Annotated in this window: 25 protein-coding genes; 14 read left to right on the top strand and 11 right to left on the bottom strand. The window is 61.7% G+C overall.

The genetic code is table 11. The features are described from left to right. Positions 1–280 precede the first annotated feature (280 nt). From PVV74_RS09390 to PVV74_RS09425, 8 genes are all read left to right on the top strand, one after another. Positions 281–1,495, top strand: a complete 1,215-nt coding sequence (locus tag PVV74_RS09390; protein WP_274592991.1) for a GTP-binding protein — start codon at positions 281–283, stop codon at positions 1,493–1,495. Continuing rightward, positions 1,492–2,124: a DUF1826 domain-containing protein gene (locus tag PVV74_RS09395; RefSeq protein WP_103763462.1), complete on the top strand. Its 633-nt coding sequence runs from the start codon at positions 1,492–1,494 to the stop codon at positions 2,122–2,124. Before PVV74_RS09390 ends, PVV74_RS09395 begins: the two co-directional genes overlap by 4 nt. Then, on the top strand, positions 2,121–2,411 hold the full coding sequence (locus PVV74_RS09400; protein ID WP_274592992.1) for a DUF6525 family protein: 291 nt from the start codon (positions 2,121–2,123) through the stop codon (positions 2,409–2,411). Before PVV74_RS09395 ends, PVV74_RS09400 begins: the two co-directional genes overlap by 4 nt. Before the next feature lie 174 nt (positions 2,412–2,585). After that, the gene (gene zrgA / locus PVV74_RS09405; protein ID WP_274592993.1) at positions 2,586–3,194 is read left to right on the top strand and encodes a zinc uptake protein ZrgA; all 609 of its coding nucleotides are present in this window, start codon (positions 2,586–2,588) and stop codon (positions 3,192–3,194) included. 2 nt (positions 3,195–3,196) lie between these two features. Beyond that, positions 3,197–3,886: an ABC transporter ATP-binding protein gene (locus PVV74_RS09410; RefSeq protein ID WP_274592994.1), complete on the top strand. Its 690-nt coding sequence runs from the start codon at positions 3,197–3,199 to the stop codon at positions 3,884–3,886. Next, a complete protein-coding gene (locus PVV74_RS09415) occupies positions 3,883–5,133 on the top strand; it encodes an ABC transporter permease (protein WP_274592995.1) in 1,251 nt (416 codons plus the stop codon). Before PVV74_RS09410 ends, PVV74_RS09415 begins: the two co-directional genes overlap by 4 nt. Continuing rightward, positions 5,130–5,642 (top strand): DUF3299 domain-containing protein, encoded by a 513-nt coding sequence (locus tag PVV74_RS09420; RefSeq protein ID WP_274592996.1) that lies wholly within the window; start codon positions 5,130–5,132, stop codon positions 5,640–5,642. The genes PVV74_RS09415 and PVV74_RS09420 overlap by 4 nt, the downstream gene beginning before the upstream one ends. Next, positions 5,633–6,139: a DUF3299 domain-containing protein gene (locus PVV74_RS09425; RefSeq protein ID WP_103763375.1), complete on the top strand. Its 507-nt coding sequence runs from the start codon at positions 5,633–5,635 to the stop codon at positions 6,137–6,139. The genes PVV74_RS09420 and PVV74_RS09425 overlap by 10 nt, the downstream gene beginning before the upstream one ends. Before the next feature lie 528 nt (positions 6,140–6,667). Here PVV74_RS09425 and PVV74_RS09430 read toward each other — a convergent pair. Genes PVV74_RS09430 through PVV74_RS09445 form a run of 4 tightly spaced genes read right to left on the bottom strand, consistent with a single transcriptional unit; the run spans position 6,668 to position 10,633 of the window. Then, positions 6,668–7,591 (bottom strand): hypothetical protein, encoded by a 924-nt coding sequence (locus tag PVV74_RS09430; protein WP_274592997.1) that lies wholly within the window; start codon positions 7,589–7,591, stop codon positions 6,668–6,670. A gap of 52 nt (positions 7,592–7,643) precedes the next feature. Beyond that, positions 7,644–8,915 (bottom strand): diaminopimelate decarboxylase, encoded by a 1,272-nt coding sequence (locus tag PVV74_RS09435; RefSeq protein WP_274592998.1) that lies wholly within the window; start codon positions 8,913–8,915, stop codon positions 7,644–7,646. After that, the gene (locus PVV74_RS09440; RefSeq protein WP_146050032.1) at positions 8,908–9,171 is read right to left on the bottom strand and encodes a hypothetical protein; all 264 of its coding nucleotides are present in this window, start codon (positions 9,169–9,171) and stop codon (positions 8,908–8,910) included. The genes PVV74_RS09435 and PVV74_RS09440 overlap by 8 nt, the downstream gene beginning before the upstream one ends. Before the next feature lie 58 nt (positions 9,172–9,229). Continuing rightward, the gene (locus tag PVV74_RS09445) at positions 9,230–10,633 is read right to left on the bottom strand and encodes an aminotransferase (RefSeq protein ID WP_274592999.1); all 1,404 of its coding nucleotides are present in this window, start codon (positions 10,631–10,633) and stop codon (positions 9,230–9,232) included. Positions 10,634–11,179: 546 nt separating this feature from the next. Between PVV74_RS09445 and PVV74_RS09450 the strand changes: the two genes are divergently transcribed. Beyond that, positions 11,180–11,326: a hypothetical protein gene (locus tag PVV74_RS09450; RefSeq protein WP_274593000.1), complete on the top strand. Its 147-nt coding sequence runs from the start codon at positions 11,180–11,182 to the stop codon at positions 11,324–11,326. A gap of 74 nt (positions 11,327–11,400) precedes the next feature. Here the strand turns inward: PVV74_RS09450 and PVV74_RS09455 are convergent, their stop codons facing one another. From PVV74_RS09455 to PVV74_RS09485, 7 genes are read right to left on the bottom strand one after another with little or no spacing between them, the layout of a single operon-like run. Then, positions 11,401–12,690 (bottom strand): MSMEG_0569 family flavin-dependent oxidoreductase, encoded by a 1,290-nt coding sequence (locus PVV74_RS09455; RefSeq protein WP_274593001.1) that lies wholly within the window; start codon positions 12,688–12,690, stop codon positions 11,401–11,403. Beyond that, positions 12,672–12,950 carry an MSMEG_0570 family nitrogen starvation response protein gene (locus PVV74_RS09460; protein ID WP_103763459.1) on the bottom strand — a complete coding sequence of 93 codons (279 nt, stop codon included), beginning with the start codon at positions 12,948–12,950 and terminating at the stop codon, positions 12,672–12,674. The genes PVV74_RS09455 and PVV74_RS09460 overlap by 19 nt, the downstream gene beginning before the upstream one ends. After that, positions 12,943–13,920: a sll0787 family AIR synthase-like protein gene (locus PVV74_RS09465; RefSeq protein WP_245890481.1), complete on the bottom strand. Its 978-nt coding sequence runs from the start codon at positions 13,918–13,920 to the stop codon at positions 12,943–12,945. Before PVV74_RS09465 ends, PVV74_RS09460 begins: the two co-directional genes overlap by 8 nt. Further along, positions 13,917–14,462: an MSMEG_0567/Sll0786 family nitrogen starvation N-acetyltransferase gene (locus PVV74_RS09470; RefSeq protein WP_103763370.1), complete on the bottom strand. Its 546-nt coding sequence runs from the start codon at positions 14,460–14,462 to the stop codon at positions 13,917–13,919. The genes PVV74_RS09465 and PVV74_RS09470 overlap by 4 nt, the downstream gene beginning before the upstream one ends. Further along, the gene (locus PVV74_RS09475) at positions 14,459–15,577 is read right to left on the bottom strand and encodes an MSMEG_0568 family radical SAM protein (protein WP_103763369.1); all 1,119 of its coding nucleotides are present in this window, start codon (positions 15,575–15,577) and stop codon (positions 14,459–14,461) included. Before PVV74_RS09475 ends, PVV74_RS09470 begins: the two co-directional genes overlap by 4 nt. A gap of 4 nt (positions 15,578–15,581) precedes the next feature. Continuing rightward, a complete protein-coding gene (locus tag PVV74_RS09480) occupies positions 15,582–16,547 on the bottom strand; it encodes a Nit6803 family nitrilase (RefSeq protein WP_274593002.1) in 966 nt (321 codons plus the stop codon). 60 nt (positions 16,548–16,607) lie between these two features. Further along, positions 16,608–17,090, bottom strand: coding sequence for an MSMEG_0572/Sll0783 family nitrogen starvation response protein (locus tag PVV74_RS09485; RefSeq protein WP_103763367.1), 483 nt, complete (start codon positions 17,088–17,090; stop codon positions 16,608–16,610). A 254-nt stretch (positions 17,091–17,344) separates the two neighbouring features. Between PVV74_RS09485 and PVV74_RS09490 the strand changes: the two genes are divergently transcribed. The 5 genes from PVV74_RS09490 (at position 17,345) to PVV74_RS09510 (ending at position 23,991) form a co-directional block, all read left to right on the top strand. Continuing rightward, the gene (locus PVV74_RS09490; RefSeq protein ID WP_274593003.1) at positions 17,345–18,706 is read left to right on the top strand and encodes an aminotransferase-like domain-containing protein; all 1,362 of its coding nucleotides are present in this window, start codon (positions 17,345–17,347) and stop codon (positions 18,704–18,706) included. A 432-nt stretch (positions 18,707–19,138) separates the two neighbouring features. Next, positions 19,139–20,515 (top strand): serine/threonine protein kinase, encoded by a 1,377-nt coding sequence (locus PVV74_RS09495; RefSeq protein WP_274593004.1) that lies wholly within the window; start codon positions 19,139–19,141, stop codon positions 20,513–20,515. 23 nt (positions 20,516–20,538) lie between these two features. Beyond that, positions 20,539–21,810 carry an FHA domain-containing protein gene (locus PVV74_RS09500; protein ID WP_274593005.1) on the top strand — a complete coding sequence of 424 codons (1,272 nt, stop codon included), beginning with the start codon at positions 20,539–20,541 and terminating at the stop codon, positions 21,808–21,810. Further along, a complete protein-coding gene (locus PVV74_RS09505) occupies positions 21,794–22,699 on the top strand; it encodes a PP2C family protein-serine/threonine phosphatase (RefSeq protein ID WP_274593006.1) in 906 nt (301 codons plus the stop codon). The genes PVV74_RS09500 and PVV74_RS09505 overlap by 17 nt, the downstream gene beginning before the upstream one ends. A gap of 17 nt (positions 22,700–22,716) precedes the next feature. Continuing rightward, entirely contained in the window at positions 22,717–23,991 is a 1,275-nt protein-coding gene (locus PVV74_RS09510) for a hypothetical protein (protein ID WP_274593007.1), read from the top strand. Positions 23,992–24,101 lie beyond the last annotated feature (110 nt).

Here is a 24,101-nt window from a genome sequence, read left to right on the forward strand (position 1 = left end):
CGGAAAGAGGTCGTTCGCTGGGGACATTTCGAATGACCGCTTTTTGCTCTGAACGACGATTCGAGCCATGACCAAGCATTCAACCCCTTGTGTTTCCCGAAATGCTATAAGATAACATTGTTATGTTATATAGTATCATTCTAGATATTACTCCAGAAACGAGTTGGTCGATTGGCGCTGGCCGGGTCGCCGGAGCGCGGGTTTCGCCGCCTGGGTCTGTCCGGGTGCCAGCACAGCATTCCCAACCGACCAGCGATTCCAATCCCAAACAGGAGCCTACATGAACGCAGATCCACACCCCCGCCTCCCCGTCACCGTGCTTTCCGGCTTTCTTGGCGCCGGGAAGACGACGCTCCTGAACCGCGTCCTCAACAATCGCGAGGGCCGGCGTGTTGCGGTCATCGTCAACGACATGTCCGAGGTGAACATCGACGCCGACCTTGTGCGCGAAGGCGGCGCCAACCTCAGCCACACCGACGAGACGCTGGTCGAGATGTCCAACGGTTGCATCTGCTGCACTCTGCGCGACGACCTTCTGGACGAGGTTCGCAGGCTCGCCGGCGAAGGACGCTTCGACTATCTGCTGATCGAATCGACCGGCATTTCAGAGCCGCTGCCCGTGGCCGCGACCTTTGACTTCCGCGACGAGGCGGGCGAAAGCCTGTCGGACGTCTCGCGCCTCGATACGATGGTCACGGTGGTCGACGCGGTAAACCTGCTGAACGACTATTCCAGCCACGATTTCCTCAGCGACCGTGGCGAGACGATGGGCGAGGAGGACGAGCGCACGCTGGTCCACCTGCTGACCGACCAGATCGAGTTCGCCGATGTCGTGGTGCTCAACAAAGTCTCCGACGCAGGGCCCGAGCGCACCGATGCAGCACGCAAGATCATCCGCAGCCTGAACGCCGACGCCCGGATCATCGAGACCGATCATTCCGACGTTGCCGCGGACGCCATCCTCGACACCGGACTTTTCGATTTCGAGAAAGCGCATGAGCACCCGATGTGGGCCAAGGAGCTTTACGGCTTTGCCGACCACGTGCCGGAGACCGAGGAATACGGCGTCGCCTCCTTCGTCTATCGCGCGCGGCAGCCCTTCCACCCCGAAAAGGTTCTTGAAATCCTCAATGGCAATTTGCCCGGCGTGATTCGGGCCAAGGGGCATTTCTGGATCGCCACCCGGCCCGACTGGGTGGCGGAGTTCTCACTCGCCGGGGCGCTGTCATCGGTCACGCCGCTGGGCCAATGGTGGGCCACGGTCCCGAAGGAGCGGCACCCCGATCACGCCGGCGCGCAGGAGTACCTGCGGGCGCACTGGCAAGCGCCATGGGGCGACCGCCGGCAGGAAATCGTGTTCATCGGCGCAGGTATCGACTGGCCCGCGCTGAAGGCACGGCTGGATTCGGCACTGGTGCCCGCGAACGTGGCACCGGGGCCGGACAGCCTGCCCGATCTGCCTGATCCGTTCCCCGCGTGGCGGAGGGCGTCATGACCCTGCATCCGATTGTTCCAAAAGGCGCCGGGTCGGGCGTGCTGAGCGTCAACGGCCCCGAGGACATGGGCGCGATCAGGCTGCCGGGTGTCGGTGGCGTGATCTGCCAGCGCAGGCTTCCCGAAACCGTGCTGCATTGGCTGGAGACCCTTCCCGCCGAAATGCTTCCCGCAGCCCGCGTCCTCGTGCGACCGGGCGAAATTGCCTCGGCCGTCACTCTGGCCTGCGACGAGACGGGACTGCCCGACGCGCCCGAGCGCCGGATCCTTATCGACGATATCGCGGCGCTGGCGGCCACCTTTGGTGAGATGACTCGTGCCAAGTGGCTGAGGCTGCGGCTGGACGTGGTGACGACCAATGCCTGCCGCCGGTTCCACATCGACAGGGTCACGGCCCGGCTGGTCTGCACCTATCGCGGCACCGGCACGCAATACGGTGTGGCGCGCAACGATGTGCCGGCCACCATCCATACGGTTCCGACCGGATCGCCCTTCGTCATGCGCGGCACGCTCTGGCCGGCGCAACCCGATCCGCATCTAATGCACCGATCTCCGCCGATAGAGGGCACCGGCGAAACCCGCCTGATGCTGGCGCTGGACCCGGTCACCGATCCGGACGCCGAGTCATGAGCCGCAACATCGCCACAAGCCTGCGCCGTCGCCGTCGCAGCGACCCGATGCGCGATTTCGACGCTTTGCCGCCGCCGCTGCGCAACTGGATGAGACAAGCGGCGCTGGCGTGGTCGCCCGCCTCATGCCGCCGCATCTGGCAAAAGGCGCGGGCCGAGGGCGCGGCGCCCGACGCGATCCTGGCTCGGCTCGACCGGGCCGAGCGGATCACGCTGGCCCGCGACAGGCTGACCTGTCCGGTCAGCACTATAGAGATGTCACGAGGCCGCGAGGACCGACATACATGAAACGCCCCGTGTTTCCGCCCGCGCTGGCGTGTGGCACGCTTGATCTCGACGTGCAGATCGAGATCCGGTCGCTGAAATCTTCAGAAACCACGCGGATTTGAACGACCATACCGCTTTGACGACGTTGCAACGACGCGCATCTGACTTCATCAATGAAACCTGAAAGGACCTGTCATGAGACCGATCTACCTGGCCTTGGCCGCCACCACTCTTGCCGCGCCCGTACTGGCGCAGGACACACGCGAGTTGGACGCGCATGTGCACGGCGTCTCGACCGTCGAAATCGCGGTCGAACACGGTGCGATCGAGATCAACATCCTGTCGCCGGGCATGGACATCGTCGGCTTCGAGCACGAGGCGAGTTCTGCCGAGGACAAGGAGGCGGTAGCAACTGCGATCCGGCAATTCCTGACACCGGAAGAGATCGTGACGCTGCCCGAAGACGCGGGATGTCGCCTGACCGAGGTTCTGGCCCACTTGCACACCGGTGATCATGATGACGAGCACATGCACGAGGGGGATGACCACGCGCATGATGACGACCACGCCGAAGGCGAAGGGCATGATCACGACCACGAAGAGCACGCAGACGAAGTGCGGCACAGCGCGTTCCACGTGACCTACGGCTTTGCCTGCGACGACGAGGACGCGCTGACCAGCGTGGGCTTCCCGTTCTTCGAGCGGTTCGCCAATGCCGAGGAAATCGAGGTGCAATACGTGACCGAGACCGGCGCGGGCACGGCGGAACTGACTCCCGGTGCCGCCGAAGTCTCGTTCGAGTAGCGATGGCGGACCCGGCCCTGACCCTGCAAGACGTCCGGTTCCGCTGGCCGGGGCGGGCGTCCTTCGGGGTGTCGGTGCCGGAGTTCCGGCTGGACCGCGGGGAAAGCGTTCTTCTGCTGGGCGAAAGCGGATCTGGGAAGTCCACGCTCCTGTCGCTGGTCTGCGGGATCGTGACTGCCGATGCAGGCCGGGTGGATCTGGCCGGCACCGACCTTGCCAGCCTGCGGGCCGGCGCGCGCGACAGGTTCCGGGCCGAGCGGGTCGGCATCATCTTCCAGCAGTTCAACCTGCTGCCCTATGCCAGCGTGTCGGACAACATCCTGTTGCCTTTGAAGTTCGCGCCGGAGCGGCGCAAGCGATCCGAGGCAGGCGATGCGGCAAAGCTTTGCGCGGCGCTTGGTCTGTCTTCGGATATTGTCGAGGCCAAGGCGGGGCGCCTTTCCGTCGGTCAGCAACAGCGGGTCGCCGTGGCCCGCGCCCTGATCGGCCAGCCGCCCCTGATCGTCGCGGACGAGCCGACCTCGGCGCTGGATGCGGCGACACAGGATGCGTTTCTGGGCCTTTTGTTCGATCAGATCGCGGCGGCCGGATCGTCGCTGTTGATGGTCAGCCATGACGAACGGCTGGGCGCGCGGTTCGACCGGGTGGTACGCCTCGCTGACATCGCCTCTGTCGAAAGGCTGGCCGCATGATCCTGCGCCTTGCCTTCGGCTCCCTCATGGCGCGCGCCCTGACCGTCGGCATGACGGTGCTGGCCATCGCCCTGTCGGTCGCGCTGTTTCTCGGGGTTGAGAAGGTGCGCACGGGTGCCAAGGCCAGTTTCGCCGACACGATCTCGGGCACCGACCTGATCCTCGGGGCGCGCTCGGGCCCGGTTCAGCTGTTGCTGTATTCGGTGTTCCGGATTGGCAACGCCACCAACAACGTGACCTGGGAAAGCTACCAGGATATCGCCAACTGGCCCGAGGTGGACTGGATCGTGCCCATATCGCTTGGTGACAGCCACCGCCAGTTCCGGGTGATGGGCACCACGCAGGCGTTTTTCGAGCACTACAAGTATCGCGGTGGCCGGTCTTTGGAGATCGGCAATGGCCACGGTTTGGACGATCTTTACGACGCGGTCATCGGTGCCGAGGTCGCGGCAACTTTGGGCTATGCGGTGGGCGGCCCGATCGTCGTGTCACACGGGCTCGCGTCCTTTACCCATCACGACGATCAGCCCTTTCGCGTGGCCGGCATCATCGACCGCACCGGCACCCCGGTGGACCGCACCGTCATCGTCAGCCTGGAGGCCATCGAGGCGATCCATGTCGACTGGCAATCCGGTGCACAAATTCCCGGCCAAAGCACACCGGTCGAGCAGATACGTCAGATGGACCTGTCGCCGTCGACGGTCACGGCCGCGCTGGTCGGGGTCAAGTCGCGGCTGCAGATCTTCGGCCTGCAACGCTGGATCAACACCTATCCCGAAGAGCCGCTGCTGGCGGTCCTGCCCGGCGTCGCCTTGCAGGAACTGTGGCAGATCGTCGGGGTGGCCGAGACCGCGCTGATCGGCGTGTCGGCGATGGTGGTGGTGACGGCCCTCTTGGGGATGATGGCAATGATCTTCTCCTCGCTCAACGAACGCCGTCGGGAAATGGCGATCTGGCGGGCCATGGGCGCGCGCCCGTCTACCATCCTCGGCCTGCTCGTGTTGGAAGCGGCGCTGATGGCCGCCCTGGGCGCACTGCTGGGCCTGGCACTGCTTTACGCCGGGCTGGCGCTGGCGCAGCCGGTGGTGGACAGCGCCTTTGGCCTCTGGCTGCCGATCGCGCCGCCGACCGGGCGGGAGCTGGCCACTCTCGCCGGTGTGATTGTCGCGGCGGCGCTTGTCAGCCTGTTTCCGGCCATCAGGGCCTACCGCCTGTCGCTGTCTGATGGCATGATGGTCAGGATATGAGACACGCGCATCCCTCTCGCCGGGCCGTCCTGGCCATGCTCTCGGCAACCCTGCTTCCGGGCCGGGCCATGGCCAACCCGTTCCGGGAAATCATGTGGGAAGACCTGATCCCCAAGGGCGTGCCCTATGGCGAGATCATCGGCCCCGGCAAGATCGACGAGGCCAATGACACCTGGGTGCCTGAATACGACCGCAACGCGTGGCGGATGAACACCCGTCTGAACGGCAAGGCGGTCAAGCTGCCCGGCTACATCATCCCGTTCGACGTCACTGCGCAAGGCGTGACCAGCTTCATGCTCGTGCCTTACGTGGGCGCCTGCATCCACACGCCCCCGCCGCCGCCCAACCAGCTGGTTTTTGTCACCACCAAGACTCCTTGGCCCAGCGACTCGCTGTGGGATCCGGTCTGGGTTTCGGGGCGTCTGTCGGCGAAGTCCATGAAGACGCAGATCGCGGATGTCGGATACCAGATGACCGCCGAACAGATCGAAGTCTACGAATGGCAGTGAAAGGCCCGACTCGTCGGGCGCTGCTTCTGTCCCTCGCGGCGTCAGGAATTGCCGGACAGGCGCTGGCCGACACGGTGATCGCGTTGGAATGGCGCGACCTTCTGCCCGAGAATGACACGTCTCTGCCCGGCAACCTGCAAGGCATCCTGCCGCACGACGAAAGCAGCATGGCCGCACGCCAGCCGCCATCGAAGGGCATCCGCACCGACTGGACCGGCAAGATCGTTCAACTTTCAGGCTTTATCGTGCCGCTCGACCACGACGGTACCGGCGTCACCGCGTTCATATTGGTGCCGTATGTCGGCGCCTGCATCCACGTGCCTCCGCCTCCAGCGAACCAGCTTGTCTTCGTGACCACCGGCACACCTTATGAAAGCTCCGGAATGTTCGAGCCCGTGACGGTCACCGGCATGTTCGGCACGGCGTCGCGATCCACCCAACTGGCCGAGATCGGCTATGCCCTTTCGGCGGACGATATCCGTAGCTTCAGGCGTTAGGTGAGCCTGTAGAACAAACAGACGGCACGAGGTGTTCGTCCCAACCGCCCAAACGCCGAAGTCCGTCGCATCAAAGCTAAAGAACCACACTTCGGTACCGGCACTGTTAGATCGACCACTTCAGTTGTTCACTTAGCTATTGCACTTCCGCGTTCACGTTGGCGCTTTTGCCAAACATCAAATATGTCACCGCCCGGTTTTCGATCAATCAATCAGGCGGTTACAAAGTCGATCAATCCTGCCCCTAACGTAGGTCTCCTGGCCTTAGAATGCCCCGGGCGAAAGCCTGCGCAATCACCTGACGGCGGAAGGCCATGGTCGGTTCAGCCATGCGCCATTGTACGAGGTCGTATTCAAAACCCAGTCCCAAGGGATGGAGCGGTGTGCCAGGCGGAACGCGGCCCTCGAACAATTGTCCACGGGCCATGTTCGGGGTGAACAAATCAGCCATTTCGCCGTAAAGGCCGTCGCTGGTGTCAGGTTCGGCCGGTGGGAGGTGCTGTCACCGGATGCCTGCCCAGTATTGGCTTAATTCGAAACGGATCGACCGCGGATGACACAAACCTCATGATAGACTTCTACCTTGGGATCGGCATCGATGCGCGCCTGGACCTCTCTGGCGCTTAAGCGGGTCCTGCCTTCGGGGTCGGCGTAGAACTCGCATGTGAATTCGCGTTCCAGACCGGTCTTCGCCAGAGCATTCTCCAAGGCGACAAAGAACGAAATATCCGTACCGGCGTGCTGCAAGACGATCTGAGAATGAAGTTTCTCGGGCTCATAGCCATTGGCCTCGAAAAGTTCGAACAACACGGAGCATCCGACCCGCGCCCCGAAATTCAAGATCACATCGGCCGTGGGCGCCGCCGCCTTGACGCGGCGCAAGAGCGCTTCGTTCAGACCAAGCCCGACGGAGTTGAAGGGAAAGGAATCGAACTCCCCCCAAGGATAATAATGCGCAATGTGATCTTCATCGCGCGTGTTGGCTCCGTCTGCCAGTTTTGCCTTCTGGGCCTTGCGAAATGCCTCGAGTCGCAAATCGTCGGGAGTGCCCACTTGCGGCAGACAGCCGACGACAATATCGGTTTTCGCGATCTGCTCTTGGGCCTCCGGGCTGTCAATAAGGCTGACCGCACCGGGAACGGCATGGAACCGGTCCGCCTTTTTTGGCGCAAGATCCCGAACATTGCGCGCCGCGAGATCGGCAAGCCGGGGGTCCAGATCGCTGCCCGCCACGGAAATTGCGTCACAGATCTGAAGCATGAATGCGACATTGATCCCCGTTCCGATGCCCACCTCGTAGACCCGCTTGCCAGCCAACCCGGCCTTTTCGATTCCCCTTTGAAACGTTTCGGTCCAGGGGTCGGTCGGATCGAACGCGAACCCCGGAGCGTGCGGCGTCACGGCCGTTTCTCGAGTGGCGGAAACGCTATCGGGCGTTTTGAAGTCGGTCATTTGTTCTGTCCCTCGTATCGGCGGTATTCTTTTGGCTCTCGTGCAAGTGCAGTCAGTCGAGCAGCAACACTTCTTGCGCAGTACCGCGCATACAGTGATCCGACCGCATTGCAGCGGCATATCCTCCAGCATTGATCAACGCGACGACGTCCCCCGGCTCCGGTGCAGGCATGGCATGGTTCTCTGCCCATTTGTCCAAAGCCTCATTGACGTTGCCGACCACGGTGTAACGGACCATTGGCGCATTGCGCTGCGTGACCGGGACCGGTTCGCAAGGAAGGCCGTAAAAGGCGGGCTCCATAGCGAGGTTGAAACCTGCATCGAGACCCAGAAACTCCACCTCTCGGCGGCGTTCGGCATAGGTCACGCGTGTCAGAAGCACGCCCGCATCCTTGACCAGGTAGTCCCCCGGCTCTACCGCTACTGTGAGGCCGGTCCCGGCGAATGCGTCCGCGATCGTGGATGCCCACCTTTCGAGGTCAAGCGGCTTGTCGTCAGACTTGTGTGGCACCCCCAGGCCACCGCCAATGTTGACCTCTGTCACGTCGTGCAGTCTGGACAGAAACTCTCGGCTGGCCGCCAGCACCTCGGATAATTGCGACAACTCGCGGTCAAGGTATCCGGATCCGGCATGGAAATGCACGCGCGTGATACGGAGGTCGTGTTTGCGAGCGATGTCAATCGCCTCAGGCAGCCGGTCTATGTAGATGCCGAACTTGGTCGCCTCGACTCCGCTGTATTGCAGCATGTCATTGCCACCGTAGCCTATGCCCCGGTCCGGATTGATCCTGATCCCAATGTCGCGACCGGGACAGCGTTCTCCGAAGCTTTGCAGCGCCGAGAGCGAGTCCAGGTTGATGTTCAGGCGATCAAATCGTGAGATGGTTTCCAGATCGGACGGGGCCAAGGACGTGGCCGTGAAAGATATGTGTTCTTCCTCGAAACCGCAGGCCAAAGCATGAAGAAGCTCCGCCGGCGAACAGATATCTGCGCCGATCGCTCGTTGCGCGGCAAGGTAGGACAGCAATTGCGGTGTCCGGTTGGCTTTGATCGCGTAATAAAGCCTGTGCCGCACGCCGACCGCATCAAGCGCCTTTGTTAGTCGTTGGGCATTCTCCAGAACTCTCGGAGCTCGAATGACATAGGCAGGCGTTCCCACTTTCTCCGCGACCGTTTCCAGGTCAGAACGTCCCAGATGCAGGCGTCCCGTCCGGTAGCAAAGATCTTCGCGCGTCCACCAAGCAGTTGAAATTTCCGGCGGTTCGCCATCACCCTTTTCTTCCTTCGGGGTATCGGATTGCGGGACGGTCGCGGCTTCAGACATGCGCCGCAACGCCTCCGTTCCTGGTCTCACCCTGCACCACTTCAGGATTGCTTTCGGCACAATACAAAAGCTGCACATCGGTGCTTTCGCCAGTCAGGCTCGCGGAGACCCGCTCAGCATCGCAGCAGGATCCGTCTACCAGAACATCAATCGGCAACCCGCAATCTGCTCTGCCGATCATTGCCTGTTTGATCCGCAGAACGGTCAACGCGTTTGAGAGGCCTCGGCAATCGAGAAAAGTGGTCGGTTGGGGCATGGTCTGTCCTTTTTTGTTTATGAAAGAATGCGAACGAGTGTTGATGGTGAGGGAAACCTCATATCTTTCCGGCAGCCAGATCTTCGGCTGCGCGCGTCAGAGCGTTCTCCAGAATGGCGACGATCTCATCGATTTCGCTGCGCGAAATGACAAGCGGTGGCGACAGGATGCAGAGGTTCTCGTAGGGCCGCACAAGAAGCCCGGCTTCCTGGCAATAGGCATCGACGCGCGCAGCGAGCGCCATATTCTGCGCATTCGGACCCGCTTCTTCTCCGGTCCAGCATTCTACGCAAGCCATGAGGTGATCGCCGCGCACGGTGTAGACGATGGACGACGAAAGCAACTCTCGCAGCCGACTTATGAAGTAGGGACCGACATCCTGAACGTGGCCACAGATATCGTCGCGCTTCATGATTTTGATGTTCGTCAGTGCCGCAGCGCACGCGACCGGATGCCCGGAATAGGTGAAACCATTGGAGAACACGGGCTTATCTTCCGGGGCGGCATCAGAAACGGCTTCGGCGATCCGATCAGACACAAGCAGTGCACCAAGCGGCTGATATCCCGATGTTATGCCTTTTGCCGTCACGATCATGTCCGGGATTATTCCAAACCGCGCCTCGGACGCGAAGAAATGGCCCAAGCGACCGAAACCGGTGACGACCTCGTCTGAAACGTAAAGAATATCGTACTTGCGGCACAGATCGAAAGTGGCCTTCTGGTATCCGTCAGGCGGCGTCAGCACGCCGCCCGAGGCGAGGATCGGCTCAGCAACGAAGCAGGCCACGTTTTCCGGCCCGAGCCGCCGGATCTCGGCCTCCATCTCTTCCAGCAGTTCCTTCAGGCGACCTTCGGCACTTATTGAATCCCGGTCCGGGTCGTGACCGGGGCTGGACAGATGGTGTACAAATTCCGTTTCGTAGTGGAAATGCGTTCTGTCCGCCGCCTTGCCCGACAGTGACTGGGTCAGGTAGGTGCCGCCGTGATAGGCGTTGACGCGAGACAAGACATGCCGCTTCTCGGGCCTGCCCTGAGCTGAGAAATAGTAATGCGCGGTCCGCACAGCCGATTCCACGGCCGTGGATCCGCCGGTCGTGAAATGCACCCTGTTCAGGTCCCCGGGCGACAGCTCCGCCAAGGTCTCTGCCAGCATCGCGGCCGGTTCGCTCGATACGTCTCCAAAGGCGGTGTAATAGGCCATCTTTCGCGCCTGCTCGCCTATGGCATCTGCCAGTTCCTCGCAGCCATAGCCCACCGTCATGCACCACATGCCACCGATCGCATCAAGATAGCTCTTGCCTTCGGTATCGCGCACGCGCACGCCCTTGGCGGAATTCATGACAAGAGCCTGTTGCTTGCCGAGCGCCTGCAAATCCGCCCAGGGATGCAGCACGTGTCGGGCATCTTTCTCCGGCAAGTCCAGCTCGTTTCGCAGCTCCGCGGTCTCCAAGAGTGTGTCCATAAATCGTCTTGCTCCTTTGCCCTACACGGGTGAGACGGAAAACGAATAACGCGTTCCGACATGCTCCCCTCATAGGGGCAGGTGGATTTCTGTCTTTGGGGCGGCGACTATCCGACCTGAACACGTGCTCAGGCGTATCGCTCCTTTTTAGAACCCCGGTCTTTGTCTTTGGCGCGTCGACGGCGATCTTCCGTTTCGCCACGACCGCTCTTAGGTCAGCGCCGGTCAAGTCTTCGTCGACGGTGCTGGGGTCAGGCTACCCGAGCGCTGCGCAGACTGCAGCAGAGCGCGGCGTAAAAACGTCTCAAACGGCAATTGATCGGACTTTGACCGATGCGTAAGCGCTTTGGAACGGTCAACGCCAAGTATTTAGGCAGATACTAAAGCAAGCAAGACGTCTCTCGCCCCATGAGCCTGCCCCACCCTGGTGAAGGAGCGCCTGAGCTGACCAACAATGAAGTCGCTCGGGGCGAAGTCATCGGAGTTTCTGTAGCGGTCGCGCCCTCGGGCCAACGCTGTCCAGTGTGCAGCTCGCGAGGAGAATTGGTGCGCGAACGTGACAAGGCCGCGCGGAAACCGGACTATCTGTGCAGAGTCACGCTGATCGAGATGATGGCGGGAACGCTGGTTTCATGCGTCGAGGGCATTGCCCCATCGAAGGATCTCTTGAAGACCTTTCATGGCTCTTACTGAGTATTCCATGCACCCAGGGTCAGTATCTGCGGCGGGCTTGTCCACGCCGACACCGCAAGGCGCCACAAGCCTTGTCATCCGAATCTTCGGCCTTTCGAGCCTTCGCTCAGTCGGCGGATGATGCAGCTGGCCACATGAGCCGCGTCTTCGCCCACGCTGAGGAACCGGCCAGAACCCCAAGTGTGCAACCAACCCAACCCGAGAAAATAGACGCCATCCAGGTCACAGACCCCGCGCTGATGGATGGGCCGACCGGTGTCATCCAAGCAGTCGACCTGCAACCAGCCATAATCCGGGCGGAACCCGATACACCACAGGATCGACGTGATGCCCTCCTCCGCGGCATCTATCCGGGTGATCTCTGTCTCCGGGCGCCAGACTTTTTCGAACGGCGGTTCTTCGGGTGCGTCGATCCCGGTCTCGTCGATATACGCGTCGATCATCTTGCGGATGCCGACATAGCTTTCGTCCGCATCATCGAGGTTCTTTTCCAGGTTGGAGGCAAACGTGATCGACGTGCCCTCCATGCCTGTCACAGACCCATAAAGCTGCAATCCATCCAACGCGAATTGGCGCAGGTCGATCTCGTGGCCGCCATCGCGGCCGGACATGTAATGGTTGGTCTTGGCCTCGGTCGCCCTTGGGTCGGGCTGCTGGTCGATAGTTCGCTCATAATAACCCATCTCATGCAGCCAGTCCGTGGCATCGCGCCCCCGGTACATGCGGGGGCTGCGCGGGGCCGGCCCCACGGCCAGCGCCACATCGCGCCCGGCGATGCGCAAATCCTCCATCAGTTGCACACCCGACTGACCGGTGCCAACCACAAGGCACTTGCCCTCGGGAATATTCTCGGGGCGCTGATAGTCGCGTGTATGCAATTGCGTGATGGATCGGTCGAGATCAGCGGCAAAGGGTGGCATTATCGGTCGATCATACCCGCCGGAGGCCACGATCACATGCTCGGCCAGCCAAAGCCCGTCGTCGGTGTCCACCTCGAACCGTCCCTCGTCGGTCTGTGCGACGCGGGTGACGGCGACGCCCTCTTGCAGCGGGGCGTCGAAGCTGTCGGCGAAGGCTTCGACATAGTCGACGATTTCGTCCTTGAGCATGAAGCCTTCCGGGTCGTCGCCCTTGTAGGGGAATCCCGGCAGACGACATTGCCAGTTGGGCGTGACAAGGCAGAAGCTGTCCCAGCGCTGGTTCTTCCAGGCGTGAAAGCGGGTGTTGCGCTCCAGCACAACGTGCTCGACGCCATCGCGACAAAGGTACCACGAGGCCGAAAGCCCCGCCTGGCCTGCACCGATGATGACCACCGGGATCTGTGTGCGAGATTGGGGGATAGGTCTTACGTTATCGACAGGCATGTGACGGTCTCCTCGGGGGAAAAATCGGCGGCGCGGGCCTTTATCGAGGCGGCCTGTGCGTCTGCCGACGAGCAGCGGAAGCCGAACTTGGCCTCGACGCGGCGCGCGGCGTGTTCGAGCCCGGTCTCACTGCGCTTCAGGAACTCGGACAGCGGATAGCTCTTTCCGGCTGTCAGATGCTCGTGGATCGTGGTGGACGGGGAATAACAGGTGTCTTCCCTGCCATCGGGCCAGCGGATGCGAAAAGTGACTTCAGGCATGAGCGGGCTCCTTTTCTGGTGCAAGGCCGAGATAGGGATCTACGGCGTGATCCCAGAGCGTCGCACGTTCGGTGTCATCGTGCAGAGTGACCTTGCTGCCTTCGGTGATGCGCCCGATGGCGGCGGCGGCGATGTCGCGCGCGCCGAACCGATCCAAGATTGTCGGCACATCGGCCGGCTTGGCCGCGAGCAAAAAGCCGAAGCTGGGAAATGTGGTCATCCAGCGCGACAGATCTGTGTCTGCGGGTCTGGGGATTGCGTTGATGTCGATCTCGATGCCCACGCCCGAACATTCGGCCAGCATCACGGACGTGCCGGCGATGCCGCCCTGGCTGATGTCCTTTCCAGCGCGCACCAGACCGGCCTCGGCGAGGTCAGGCAGCAGGGTCAGATCGCCGCGCAGCCGCTCTGGCTCGACGCCTAGGAACGCCGGGAAGTTGTCACTCTCTCCCGCGTATGCGCCGCGCAGGTCGATGGCCGCGATCAGCAGGTCTCCGGGTTCAGCATCAAAGCTGGTGATCAGAGCCTTGGCGTGGCCGAACATGCTGGCGGCAAGCTGGGGCCGGTCGGTGCGCAGGTTGGAATGTCCGCCGACGATCGGAATGCCATAGGCGGCGCTTGCCTCGGCCATGCCTTTCAGAATCTCGGCGGCGGCCTCGGCATCAGGCGCCCAAAGCGCATTGGTCAGCGCCGTAGCGCGTCCGCCCATGGCGGCGATATCCGAGGCATTGACCATGACCGCGCACCAGCCCGCGAACCACGGCGCGTCGGCCACGAACTCGTTCATGAAACCTTCGGTCGCCAAAAGCTGCCAGCCGTCGCCAGCGCGCAGGGCGGCAGCGTCGTCGCCGGGGCGTCCGGGGCTCTCCTGCCCGAGGCAGAGCGCGCGGCAGACCATTTCGATATCGCGCTTGCCCGTCACGTGCGGATGCGCGGCCAGCGTGGCGGTGAGGGTCGCCAGATCCGTCACGCCGCCCGCCGTTTCGTAAGCGCCATCCAGCCGCGGGCCGGATCCTCGATCGGCGGATAGGCGGCCAGATCCGCGCGCATCTTCATATGCGGGTGGCCATGCAGGTCTCGTTCACCGAGTGAGGTCCAGTTAAGCTTCTCAAATAACGGCACGTTCTGCATCTGCACATAGGCAAGGAAGAGCTTGCACCCGCGCCCATGCGCCGTGCCGACCGCCAGCCGGATAAGTTCTGCGCCCAAGCGCCCAACCCGGCGATAGCCCGGCGCCACGGCAAGGCGCGAGCCCCACCAGACCCGGGGATCGGTCTCGTGAATGCGAACCGTGCCCACGACCTCGTCCGCCTCGGACGCCATGGTCGAGATCGCCACCAGCGGCAAGGCGACCTTGTCGACCTCGTCGCGGTCGTGGTCCGGGAAAATGCCCTGCTCGGTCACGAAGGTGCGATGCCGCAGCGACGCCGCACCGCCGATCTCCCACGGCAACGTGGCCTGACGGATCAGGAATTCTGGTGTGACAAAGACCTCGGGCTTTTCGATGATCATGCCGGAACCCTCTCGCGCGGTGCAAACTTTTCGAAGGCCGACAGGGCCGAGCACGCGCCGCAGCGTCCGCAGCCGGCCTTGATATCCTCCGCCCGCATCCCGTTCTCGTGGATCATCCGGGCCAGCGGCGGCAGGACGCTGTGCATGAACTCGGCCGTGGGCGACGGATGGCTTTCAAGCGGCGTGCCCGAAACCGGCACGAAGGGCACCACGAACGGGTAGACCCCCATTGCCGTCAGACGCTCGGACATGTCCAAAATGGCCTCGCTCGTATCGCCCAGCCCCGCAAGGATATAGGTCGAAACCTGCCCCCAGCCGAACACCTCCACAGCGGCTTCGAAACTGTCGAAATACTTCTCCAGCGGCACCGTCGCCTTGCCCGGCATGATCTCCGCGCGCAGCTCTGGCGTGACGACCTCCAGATGCATGCCCAGGCTGTCGATGCCCGCATCCTTCATCCGGCGGTGCCACGCGTCGTCGTCTGGCGGCTCGCATTGCCCTTGCAGCGGCAGGTCGACGGCGGCGCGGATGGCCTCTGCGCTCTCGGCCAGAACCTTGGCGCCACGATCCTTGCCCGCCGGCGTGCCGGTGGTCATGACCATGTGCCTGACACCGTCCAGCCGGACGGCGGCGGCTGCCACCTCGGCCAGTTGCGCCGGCGTCTTGTGCGCGACGGTGCGCCCGGCGGCGAGGCTTTGGCCGATGGCGCAGAACTTGCAGGTCTTCTTGCGGCTTTCATAGCGGATGCAGGTCTGCAGCACGGTCGTGGCCAGCACATCCTTGGAATGCAGCTGCGCGATGTGACCGTAGGGAATGCCGTCGGCCGTCTCCAGATCGAGGAAACTGGCCCGCTTGGGAAAGCTGACCTCGGCAAAGAACGCACCGTCCTTGGTGACCCTGGCCTGTCCATCGGCGTCGGGCGCATCGACCACATAGGGGCTATCGAAAGCGGAGTGCGTATGGACCGGGATCATGACGGTCATCCCGTCGATGGTGACCGCCTTGTGATCGGTCGGACCCGCCCCGCCACGGCGGCTGTCGGCGCCGGCATGCGGGTCGACCATCCGCATGCCGCGGGTCTGAAGATCGGTGATCAGGGAACCTGTCTGTGCCATGGGGTCAATCCTCCAGCGGTATGGGCTCAAATGGCGTTTCGGGCGCGGCCAGATGGCGTGTGGCGACCGGCGTCGGGTCGTGGCGCAGTGACAAAAGCTCGGGCCGGGCATAGTGCCCGACGCTGTCCATCATGCGTTTGCGTTTGGTCACGAGCGCCATGTCGAGATCGGCATATAGGATGCCTTCCCCCTCGGTCAGGGGCGGCACCGCGTGGCGGCCTTCGGGCGTGATGATGCAGGTCATGCATCCACCGCGCAGGCCCTTTTGCAGGGCTTCATCGGGCGTGACGGACGCGATCTGCTCCTCGGTCAGCCAGCCGGTGGCATTCACCACGAAACAGCCGGATTCCAGCGCGTGATGCCGCATCGTGACCTCGATCTGATCGGCGAAGATATCGCCGACAAGGCTGCCGGGGAACTGGGCGACATGGATGTCCTCGTGCTGGGTCATCAGTGCGTAGCGGGCGAGCGGATTGTAGTGTTCCCAACAGGCGAGCGCGCCGATGCGGCCCGCGCGCGTCTCCACGACCTGAAGACCAGAGCCGTCGCCCTGCCCCCAGACCATGCGCTCATGATAGGTCGGCGTGATCTTGCGCCGCTTGAGCACAAGGGTGCCGTTGGCGTCGAAGATCAGCTGCGCATTGTACAGCGAGCCGTGGTCGCGCTCGTTTATGCCCAGCACCACGACGACGCCATGATGCGCACAGCGTTCGGCCACGCGGCGCGTGTCATCCGAGGGCACCGCGACGGCCTGCTCATAGAGATGCAGGTGCGGTTTGCCCTGCTGCACCGGCGGCAGGACAAAGGAAAAGTAGGGATAGAACGGCACAAAGGTTTCTGGAAACACCACCAGATCGGCCCCGTGTCCGGCGGCTTCATCAATGGCGTCCAGCACGCGCGCCAGTGTCTTTTCCCGGCTGGTCAGGTCAGGGGCGATCTGGACGGCGGCGGCTTTGACGTGGCGGGGCATGACGGCTCCGATACTCTTGTGAATTGCGCCGGGACCAGCGTCGGCCCCGGCTGACGGCGTTCACACCGTCCAGGTGTCGACGATCACGGCATTGTCGCGGACATGGAGCAGCTTCAGGTCCAGCACGTCCTGCGGTGCGATCGGGATGATTCCCTCCAGCAGCGACGGCTCGCCGTGGCCGTAAAGCGCCTGAAGCGCGAAGCGGCAGGCATAGACCTTGCCGCCCTCGCCCATGAACTTCTTGAGGTTGTCGGCGAAATTCTGATGCCCGGGAAAGGCCGCGTCCCCAAGGGTGGGAAAGCCGCGCTGGATGCCCAAGGTCACGCCGGGCCCATAAAGCAGGATCGACGTCTCGAAGCCTTTCCGGTTGAGCCGGATGGCGTTGAGGATGTTGACCAGACCGATCGAACCCTCGAAGGCGACGGTATGAAAGGTGACCAGCGCCTTCTGGCCTTCCTCCGCCTGAACATCCTCGAAAACCTTGTCTTCATAGTCGACGAAGAAATCTCCGTCCTTGTGCTTGTCCATTGTGACTGCGGGCATGCGTATCCTCCGATTGGCCGTTTGCCGGTTGCGTTGAATGCCCTCAACCTGCCCAGCGAAACAGAATGCAATCAATAGGAAATACAATTTTCCATACAATAAAGCTCACAATGGCCCTACTGGCAGCGCAATACGTTGAGTTCTGAGGCGCAGATGCTCAATTAAAAAGCTACTTCCGCACACCTACAATTCGCGGCGCATTTTTTTCCATACAAAGGGCTTCAATTCACAACGAATCAATGTATGGATATTGTATGCAATCTTGGACCCCGACATTACGCCCTGACGGCGCCGCCCGGTATATTCAGCTTGCCGATGCCATAGCGGAGGGCGTTGCGAACGGCACGCTCAGCCTGGGCGACCGGTTGCCGCCGCAGCGGCGGCTGGCGGATCGGCTTGGCATCGACTTTACCACCGTGTCCCGTGGCTATGCCGAGGCGCGCAGACGGGGCCTGATCAACAGCCATGTCGGACGCGGCACCTTTGTCGCCCGCGCCCCGGCAGAGGCCGAGCGGCCGGAGTTGCGGAGACAGTCCGACGCGGACCTGACCATGAACCTGCCGCCCGAACCTCAGGACGCCGACTTGCTCGAGCGGATGCAGGAGGGCTTGCAGACGGTCTCGGCAAACCTGATCGACCTGCTGCGCTATCAGTCCGCAACCGGCGGACAGGTCGACAAGGATGCCGCCTCGACGTGGTTGTCTCTGCGCGGGCTGGTGCCGTCGCTGGATCGGATCGCCGTCACACCGGGTGCGCATCCGACGATGCTGGCGATTCTGATGAGCATCGCGCGCCCCGGCGATACGGTCCTGTGCGAGGATGTTACCTATCCGGGCCTGCGCAGCATCGCCGGACGACTTGGCCTGCGCCTCGTCGGCCTGCCCGGAGACGCGGAGGGGATCGACACTGACGCGCTCGATGCCGCGATCAGGCAGCACGCTCCGAAGGCGCTCTATCTGAATCCGACCTTGCAGAATCCGACAACGCGGACGATTTCCCTGGCCCGCCGCGAACGGATTGCCGAAGTCATAACCTCCTGCAAGCTGCCCCTGATAGAGGATGACGCCTATGGCTTTATCCCGCCCAACCCGCCAGCGCCGCTGGCGAGTTTCGCGCCCGATCTGGTCTGGCATATCGGCGGTTTGGCGAAATGCATCGGTGCCGGGCTGCGGTTGGCCTATACGGTCGCGCCCAACAGTCACGCGTCGCGCGAACTGGCCCATAACTTGAAGCTCATCTCGGTAATGCCCTCGCCCCTCATGATGGCGCTGGCGACACGGTGGATCACCGACGGCACCGCCGACCGGATACGACGTTTCATCCGGGAAGAAACCGTGGCCCGTCAGGCCATCGCGGCGCAGGTTCTTTCAGCCTCGAATTACGAGTCCCTTCCACACGCGTTCAATATCTGGCTACGCTTGCCCACGGGCCTCGGTCGCGCCGAGGTGATAGGACGCATGGCCGGGACCGGCCTTGGAATAATGCCGTCGGATGCTTTTACAGTGTCAGGCGAGCCGTCCGAGAGCCTTCGCGTGTGCCTTGGCGGCCAAATATCACGCAAAGAGTTGAGAGACACTTTGGGCCTCCTTGCATATATAACGTCCAGCCAGTTTTGATCTACGGTCGCCTTCCGCGACATTCTGGGCCGTACACCCAATCGCATAGGTCCCACACATGCGTATCTCGGTTCGCCCAAAACGCGCACGTGCGGCGCATGTCTTAAGGTGCCAGCCAATGCGGCTCAGCGCCACACACGTGCGCACGGCCGCTTCGGGCCCTTCGCGACGGTCCGACAGTCAGGGCGGGAAGCCGACCTACGCTGCGCGTGCGCGGAATGATCGACAGACCGAATGAACCGGACATTCATCCGCAAACTTTGGGGTCTACGCGGAGATGTGGAACCAAATATCGAACGTATTTCTTCGTAATGCCAAGTCTTTGGACGACTACCGCCATGTTTTCATCACAATGTCCGCTCAACTTCGGCGGGTCTGTCCGAGTGTTTTGAGTTTCTTCAAAGTCTTCGAAAGCCCCGGGAAAGCCCTGACGTGCAAAGCAACGCGACCAATCTGAGTCACTGCGAATCCGATGATCTTTCGCCGGGTCAGACCTTGCTTCACGGCCAATACAAGATAGAGCGGCACCTGATCGGCGGCGGATTCGGAATGACTTATCTTGCCCGCGACAGCCTCGATCGGGTGGTCGTGGTCAAGGAGTGTTTTCCCAGCACGATCTGTCGCCGTGTGAACGGCGAGGTGCGACCTCACAAGCCCGAGTTTCAGCAACAGTTCCAGAAGGTCATTCGCAGCTTCCTGCGTGAGGCACTGCGCATGGCCAAGTTCGAACATCCCAATATCGTGAAGATTCATCAGGTCTTCCAGGAGAACAACACCGCCTACATCGCGATGGATTTCGTCGACGGCATGGACCTTCTGACGATGCTCGAAATCGAGCCCGAACGCATGACCGACGAGCTTATCGAGAGCCTTCTTCGCGAAACGCTCAGTGCGCTGGAATACCTGCATGGGACGGGTATGCTGCATCGCGACATATCACCGGACAACCTGTTGGTCGACACGAGCAACAAGTTGACCATGATTGATTTCGGCGCCGCAAGCGAAGAGAAAGCACGACAAACCCGGGCCCTGTCACACATGATGGCCGTGAAGGACGGGTACTCGCCGCACGAGTTCTATTACACGGACGGAGACCAGAAACCGTCAAGCGACATCTACTCTGTCGGCGCCACATTCTATCACCTGATCACCGGAAACGCGCCGCCCGATTGTCAAAAGCGGATCGCCGCGCTGACATCGGAATTGCCGGATCCCTACACACCCCTCGCGACTGGAAACTGGGCGTTCGACAGGGGCTTTCTGTCCGCGATCGACAAGGCGCTTTCCGTGGCGCAGAAGGATCGCTTTCAGTCTGCGAAGGAATGGCTGGACAGCTTGGAAATAGGCACGGCTACCGAGCCACAGCCGGACCTCTCCACCAACATCAATGCCGGCTTGCAGCCAACCGAGGCGCCCGCACGGCCTGTCACGATGGCCGCAGCACCCTGTCAGGACGCATTGGAAGATGACCACGAACTGGCTTCGACGATCTCGTCGCTGGTTCAAGACACCAACACCAAGGTCAAACCGAAGACCTCGAAGAAAGACGTGGAACCGGTGGAAGAAGCCACTGAAGAAGCCTCGCAGCTGGTCGATATATTCGGCCAGCCGATCGAAGATCTGGAAGGTTGGCTTGAAGAAAACGACGGCAAAAAAATCCGCAAGCAGGCTCGTGCCGAGTCAGGCGAGGATTCGCTACTCGCTCAATCGGCCTTACCCGAGGATACGGACACGCGACGGAAAACAGGCAGCGGGCTTCTGCGCGCTTTGAGACGACTCGCCAAAAAACGCAACGGCAGGTTGGCGTGAGTAGATAAAAGAAAGGATAAAACATGAAATTCATTCGCGACATCATTGGCGAGAAACGGCAGGCGGACCTCTCGACTTCCGCAATGCCGATGGCAACCACAGCTGCACCCGAGGCGCGCGTCCCAGATATGTCTTCCGCCGCTTCCGCCGCTGTTTTGGGTCGCCGCTCTGATACCGGCTACGACGCATCCGGGTCCGACACCCAGATTGAAACTCCGGCGCAGCTGCAAGACGAGACGGATGCGGATCCAGGCATGAGCGAGGAGGTCGCAAAGTTCTTCGCCAACTCCGATGAGCCGAACCTCTTTCTCGACGAATACGACGACTCCTTCGAGACCTATGAGGACGTCGAGGATGACGTTTTCGGTTCCGGGGTCACTACACCTGCCGCAGAGGCGCGTTCCGGCCAAACGGCCGCACAGGACCATGGTGCAGACGCGGATCCGACGATGTCCGTTCAGGTGGAAGAGACGGCAGACGCGTCTTTCATGCAGGCCACGTCGGATCAACTCGATGAGTTGTTGAAGGAAGATCTGGACCCGTCGGACGTCATCGGCGTGAATGACGGTACGAAAACTCAAGCGTCATTTCCTGCCGAACCCAGTGTCGGCGCGGGGCAATTCACGGAAGAACCTGGCCCCATGGAGACCAGTGACGCGGCACCGCATCAAAGGGCCGGGATGCCACAACAGTCCATGCGCCCTGCCGGCCCGTCCGAGCCAATGGCGCAGGCCGGTCCCGCCCCGCAACTCGCCGCCGAGCCGCGCGCGGCCGTCGAGGTCCCGCAACCGGCCGTTGGTCGCGGTGCCAGCCGTCACGGACGCGTCAAGACAAGGCTACTCGGGTTCAACACGGCAATGGAGACGGAAACGGACCCAATGTCGGATAACGACAAGGCGAGTGAGGCGCCCTACACGTCATTCCCCGTCGGCTGGCTCATCGTCGTCGACGGGCCCGGGCGTGGATCGGCGTTCACCTTGTTTCAGGGTGTCAGCACGATCGGCCGGGGCGAAGATCAGACCGTGCGTCTCGACTTTGGTGACAACAGCATTTCCCGCGCAGGCCATGCCTCGATTGCATACGACGCCCGGCACAAAGGCTTTTTCATCGGACACGGCGGCAAGGCGAACATCGTTCGCCGGAATGACAGACCTGTCTTGAGCACCGAGGAACTGGCGGCGGGTGACACGATCATGATCGGCGAAACGTCGCTGCGGTTTGTGCCTCTCTGCTGCCAGGACTTTTCCTGGGATCAGGAAACAGACGCGGGCCGGGCCTATGCAAACCAAGGCTGATTTCACCTACGACTCCGCGATGGTCACCGAGCTTGGGCGCCGCGAGCGTCAAGAGGATGCACTCGCTTCGGATTTTCTATCGGGCCAACCATTCGGCTTTGTCGTTCTGGCGGATGGCATGGGCGGACACAAGGCTGGTGACATTGCCAGCAAGATCGTCGTCACCGAGGTCTTCAGCGGCCTGAAATTACAATCCGGCGATCCGGAGCTTCTCGAGTCGCGGGTATGCGACGCGCTCAAGGGGGCTGCCTTGAATGCCAATGAATGCGTGGGGCTCTACGCGCGATCCCATCCCGAGGCTCATGGCATGGGGGCAACGCTGCTCGCGACCATCTTCATAGAGGATCGTTTGTACTGGGTGTCCGTCGGAGACTCTCCGTTGTTTCTTTTCCGCAACGGAACTCTGACGCGCCTGAACGACAACCACGCGCTATCATCGCAGGTCGAATATCTTGTCGGGTCCGGGCTCATGAACCGCGAGGACGCGCTGCAGCACCCTGACCAAAGCTGTCTGACGTCGGTTCTGATTGGCAAGGACATCAATCAGATAGACTGCCCCGACGTAGCTTTCACGCTCTTCGAGGATGATATCCTGATCTCGGCGAGTGATGGGCTCCAGTTCATCTCGGAAGAACAGATCGAAAGCTTGCTGAGGTTCCAGCACAAGAACTCTGCCGAAAGGATCAGCGCCGTATTGGCCGAAGAGATCAAGAACCTGGATGATCCCGCACAGGACAATCTGGCAATCTGCGTCGTGAAAGTGCTGAAGAAAGGTGCCTTCGCAGAACCTGCGGACGTGCATGAAACCGTCGAACGCCTCGATAACGGCAGAACGGAAACGCTTACGATCTTGGCTCGCGTAAGGCGATCCAAGTCCGCGGCCGGGTAAGGCAGATCGGAGAAAAAATGAACACCGCCGAGCAGTTGGACCCCGTCATTGATCGTCTTGGACGCGTGCTTGACCGTGGCAATCTGCCACCACCCTATGCGCGGTGCGGTGCGCGGCTTCTGTCGCTCCTGACCAGGCCGGTGCAGGTTGTCGTAACCGGTTTCGCGGGAAGCGGAAAAACCAAGCTGCTTGAAATGATGTCGGCACATCCCGATGTCGGACACGATCAAACGGTCCCGGTCTTCGAACTTTCGTACGGCGACACAGAACAGGCCCTGATCGAACGCGCGGACGGCTCGGTGTCGATGGTGCGGGGGTTCCTGAAGCAGTGCGAGATACCCACGGACGCCTTGCGCGTCCGCCAGGAACTGCCCGATCCGAACCTTATTCAGCAGGACTACATTGAAATCGGTCTGGACGGCACGGAGGAGGAACGTCAGAGCGCGCTTGAAGCCGTGATTTCGCGCGCTGACCTCGTTATCTGGTGCAGTCAGGATTTCACCCAGGAAGAACAGAGGCTCTGGTCCGCGGTTCCGGATCACATCAAGGATCACAGTGTTCTTGCCCTGACAAAGGCGGATCAGCTGCTGATGCGCGATGTGTTGAACGACAACATCGCGCGGCTGGAGCCCATCGTCAGCAACGAGTTCCTCGGGATGTTCCCGGTTGCAACCATTCAGGGCGTCACCGCGCAGACCGGCGCAGAACACGTCAATGACCCGTTGTGGGCGGCCAGTGGGGGCAAGAGCCTGATGCAACTGGTCTCTCGGCACATCCGACACGGCAGGACCGCCGACATCGACCAGGCGCGGGTCTTCCTCGATCGTCTCGCGCTCAAAATGCCGCCGGACGCAGAACAACGTCCCGTGGCCCCTAAAGCAACGCCAACGCCTGTGGGCGAGACCGAGACAGACGTTTCGCAGGATCTCCGGAGTGAAGCACCTCGTGATGACGAGGCGCGTGATGAAACAACGATCGGTCTTTTGTCCGAGGCCGTGGATGTGCTGCAGCGCCACGCGGGCAAGATGTTCGATGCGCTCGATGAAAGCGAAGATGTTGACAGCACGAAAATAATCGACTGCTGCAGCGACGCGATCCGTTCCGTAAGCAACCTCATGGGATCGGGAACAGGTAACGCCGCGACGGATGCGCTGCAGGGTGATCTGCAGGATGGCGAGGAAATGCTGATGCTCTTTCAACTTGAACGGGGCGAAGACGCAGCCGTCGATGCCGTCGCGCTGGTGCTTCAACTGCGCAAGGAACTGGCGGGAAAAATGGCTGCCGGAAGTTAGCGAGAGCCAATGTTTTCTCGCACACACGTCCAACTATGACCACAATTCTTGGGCAGTTTTTACCCAAGCGCGAGCGCCGAGCAGGACAACACATAGACCATGCCGCGACT

Origin of the sequence: Roseovarius sp. SK2, from assembly GCF_028807495.1 — a bacterium.
Classification (GTDB): domain Bacteria; phylum Pseudomonadota; class Alphaproteobacteria; order Rhodobacterales; family Rhodobacteraceae; genus Roseovarius; species Roseovarius confluentis.

Excerpts from the sequence above, each read along its gene's own strand:
- PVV74_RS09510 (WP_274593007.1), top strand. The coding sequence starts at position 22,717 with ATGAACACCGCCGAGCAGTTGGACCCCGTCATTGATCGTCTTGGACGC.
- PVV74_RS09505 (WP_274593006.1), top strand. The coding sequence starts at position 21,794 with ATGCAAACCAAGGCTGATTTCACCTACGACTCCGCGATGGTCACCGAG.
- PVV74_RS09395 (WP_103763462.1), top strand. The coding sequence starts at position 1,492 with ATGACCCTGCATCCGATTGTTCCAAAAGGCGCCGGGTCGGGCGTGCTG.
- PVV74_RS09425 (WP_103763375.1), top strand. The coding sequence starts at position 5,633 with ATGGCAGTGAAAGGCCCGACTCGTCGGGCGCTGCTTCTGTCCCTCGCG.
- PVV74_RS09420 (WP_274592996.1), top strand. The coding sequence starts at position 5,130 with ATGAGACACGCGCATCCCTCTCGCCGGGCCGTCCTGGCCATGCTCTCG.
- PVV74_RS09390 (WP_274592991.1), top strand. The coding sequence starts at position 281 with ATGAACGCAGATCCACACCCCCGCCTCCCCGTCACCGTGCTTTCCGGC.
- PVV74_RS09460 (WP_103763459.1), bottom strand. The coding sequence starts at position 12,950 with ATGCCTGAAGTCACTTTTCGCATCCGCTGGCCCGATGGCAGGGAAGAC.
- PVV74_RS09415 (WP_274592995.1), top strand. The coding sequence starts at position 3,883 with ATGATCCTGCGCCTTGCCTTCGGCTCCCTCATGGCGCGCGCCCTGACC.
- PVV74_RS09445 (WP_274592999.1), bottom strand. The coding sequence starts at position 10,633 with ATGGACACACTCTTGGAGACCGCGGAGCTGCGAAACGAGCTGGACTTG.
- PVV74_RS09455 (WP_274593001.1), bottom strand. The coding sequence starts at position 12,690 with ATGCCTGTCGATAACGTAAGACCTATCCCCCAATCTCGCACACAGATC.
- PVV74_RS09410 (WP_274592994.1), top strand. The coding sequence starts at position 3,197 with ATGGCGGACCCGGCCCTGACCCTGCAAGACGTCCGGTTCCGCTGGCCG.
- PVV74_RS09490 (WP_274593003.1), top strand. The coding sequence starts at position 17,345 with ATGCAATCTTGGACCCCGACATTACGCCCTGACGGCGCCGCCCGGTAT.
- PVV74_RS09430 (WP_274592997.1), bottom strand. The coding sequence starts at position 7,591 with ATGACCGACTTCAAAACGCCCGATAGCGTTTCCGCCACTCGAGAAACG.
- PVV74_RS09485 (WP_103763367.1), bottom strand. The coding sequence starts at position 17,090 with ATGCCCGCAGTCACAATGGACAAGCACAAGGACGGAGATTTCTTCGTC.
- PVV74_RS09500 (WP_274593005.1), top strand. The coding sequence starts at position 20,539 with ATGAAATTCATTCGCGACATCATTGGCGAGAAACGGCAGGCGGACCTC.
- PVV74_RS09435 (WP_274592998.1), bottom strand. The coding sequence starts at position 8,915 with ATGTCTGAAGCCGCGACCGTCCCGCAATCCGATACCCCGAAGGAAGAA.
- zrgA (WP_274592993.1), top strand. The coding sequence starts at position 2,586 with ATGAGACCGATCTACCTGGCCTTGGCCGCCACCACTCTTGCCGCGCCC.
- PVV74_RS09480 (WP_274593002.1), bottom strand. The coding sequence starts at position 16,547 with ATGCCCCGCCACGTCAAAGCCGCCGCCGTCCAGATCGCCCCTGACCTG.
- PVV74_RS09400 (WP_274592992.1), top strand. The coding sequence starts at position 2,121 with ATGAGCCGCAACATCGCCACAAGCCTGCGCCGTCGCCGTCGCAGCGAC.
- PVV74_RS09440 (WP_146050032.1), bottom strand. The coding sequence starts at position 9,171 with ATGCCCCAACCGACCACTTTTCTCGATTGCCGAGGCCTCTCAAACGCG.
- PVV74_RS09475 (WP_103763369.1), bottom strand. The coding sequence starts at position 15,577 with ATGGCACAGACAGGTTCCCTGATCACCGATCTTCAGACCCGCGGCATG.
- PVV74_RS09470 (WP_103763370.1), bottom strand. The coding sequence starts at position 14,462 with ATGATCATCGAAAAGCCCGAGGTCTTTGTCACACCAGAATTCCTGATC.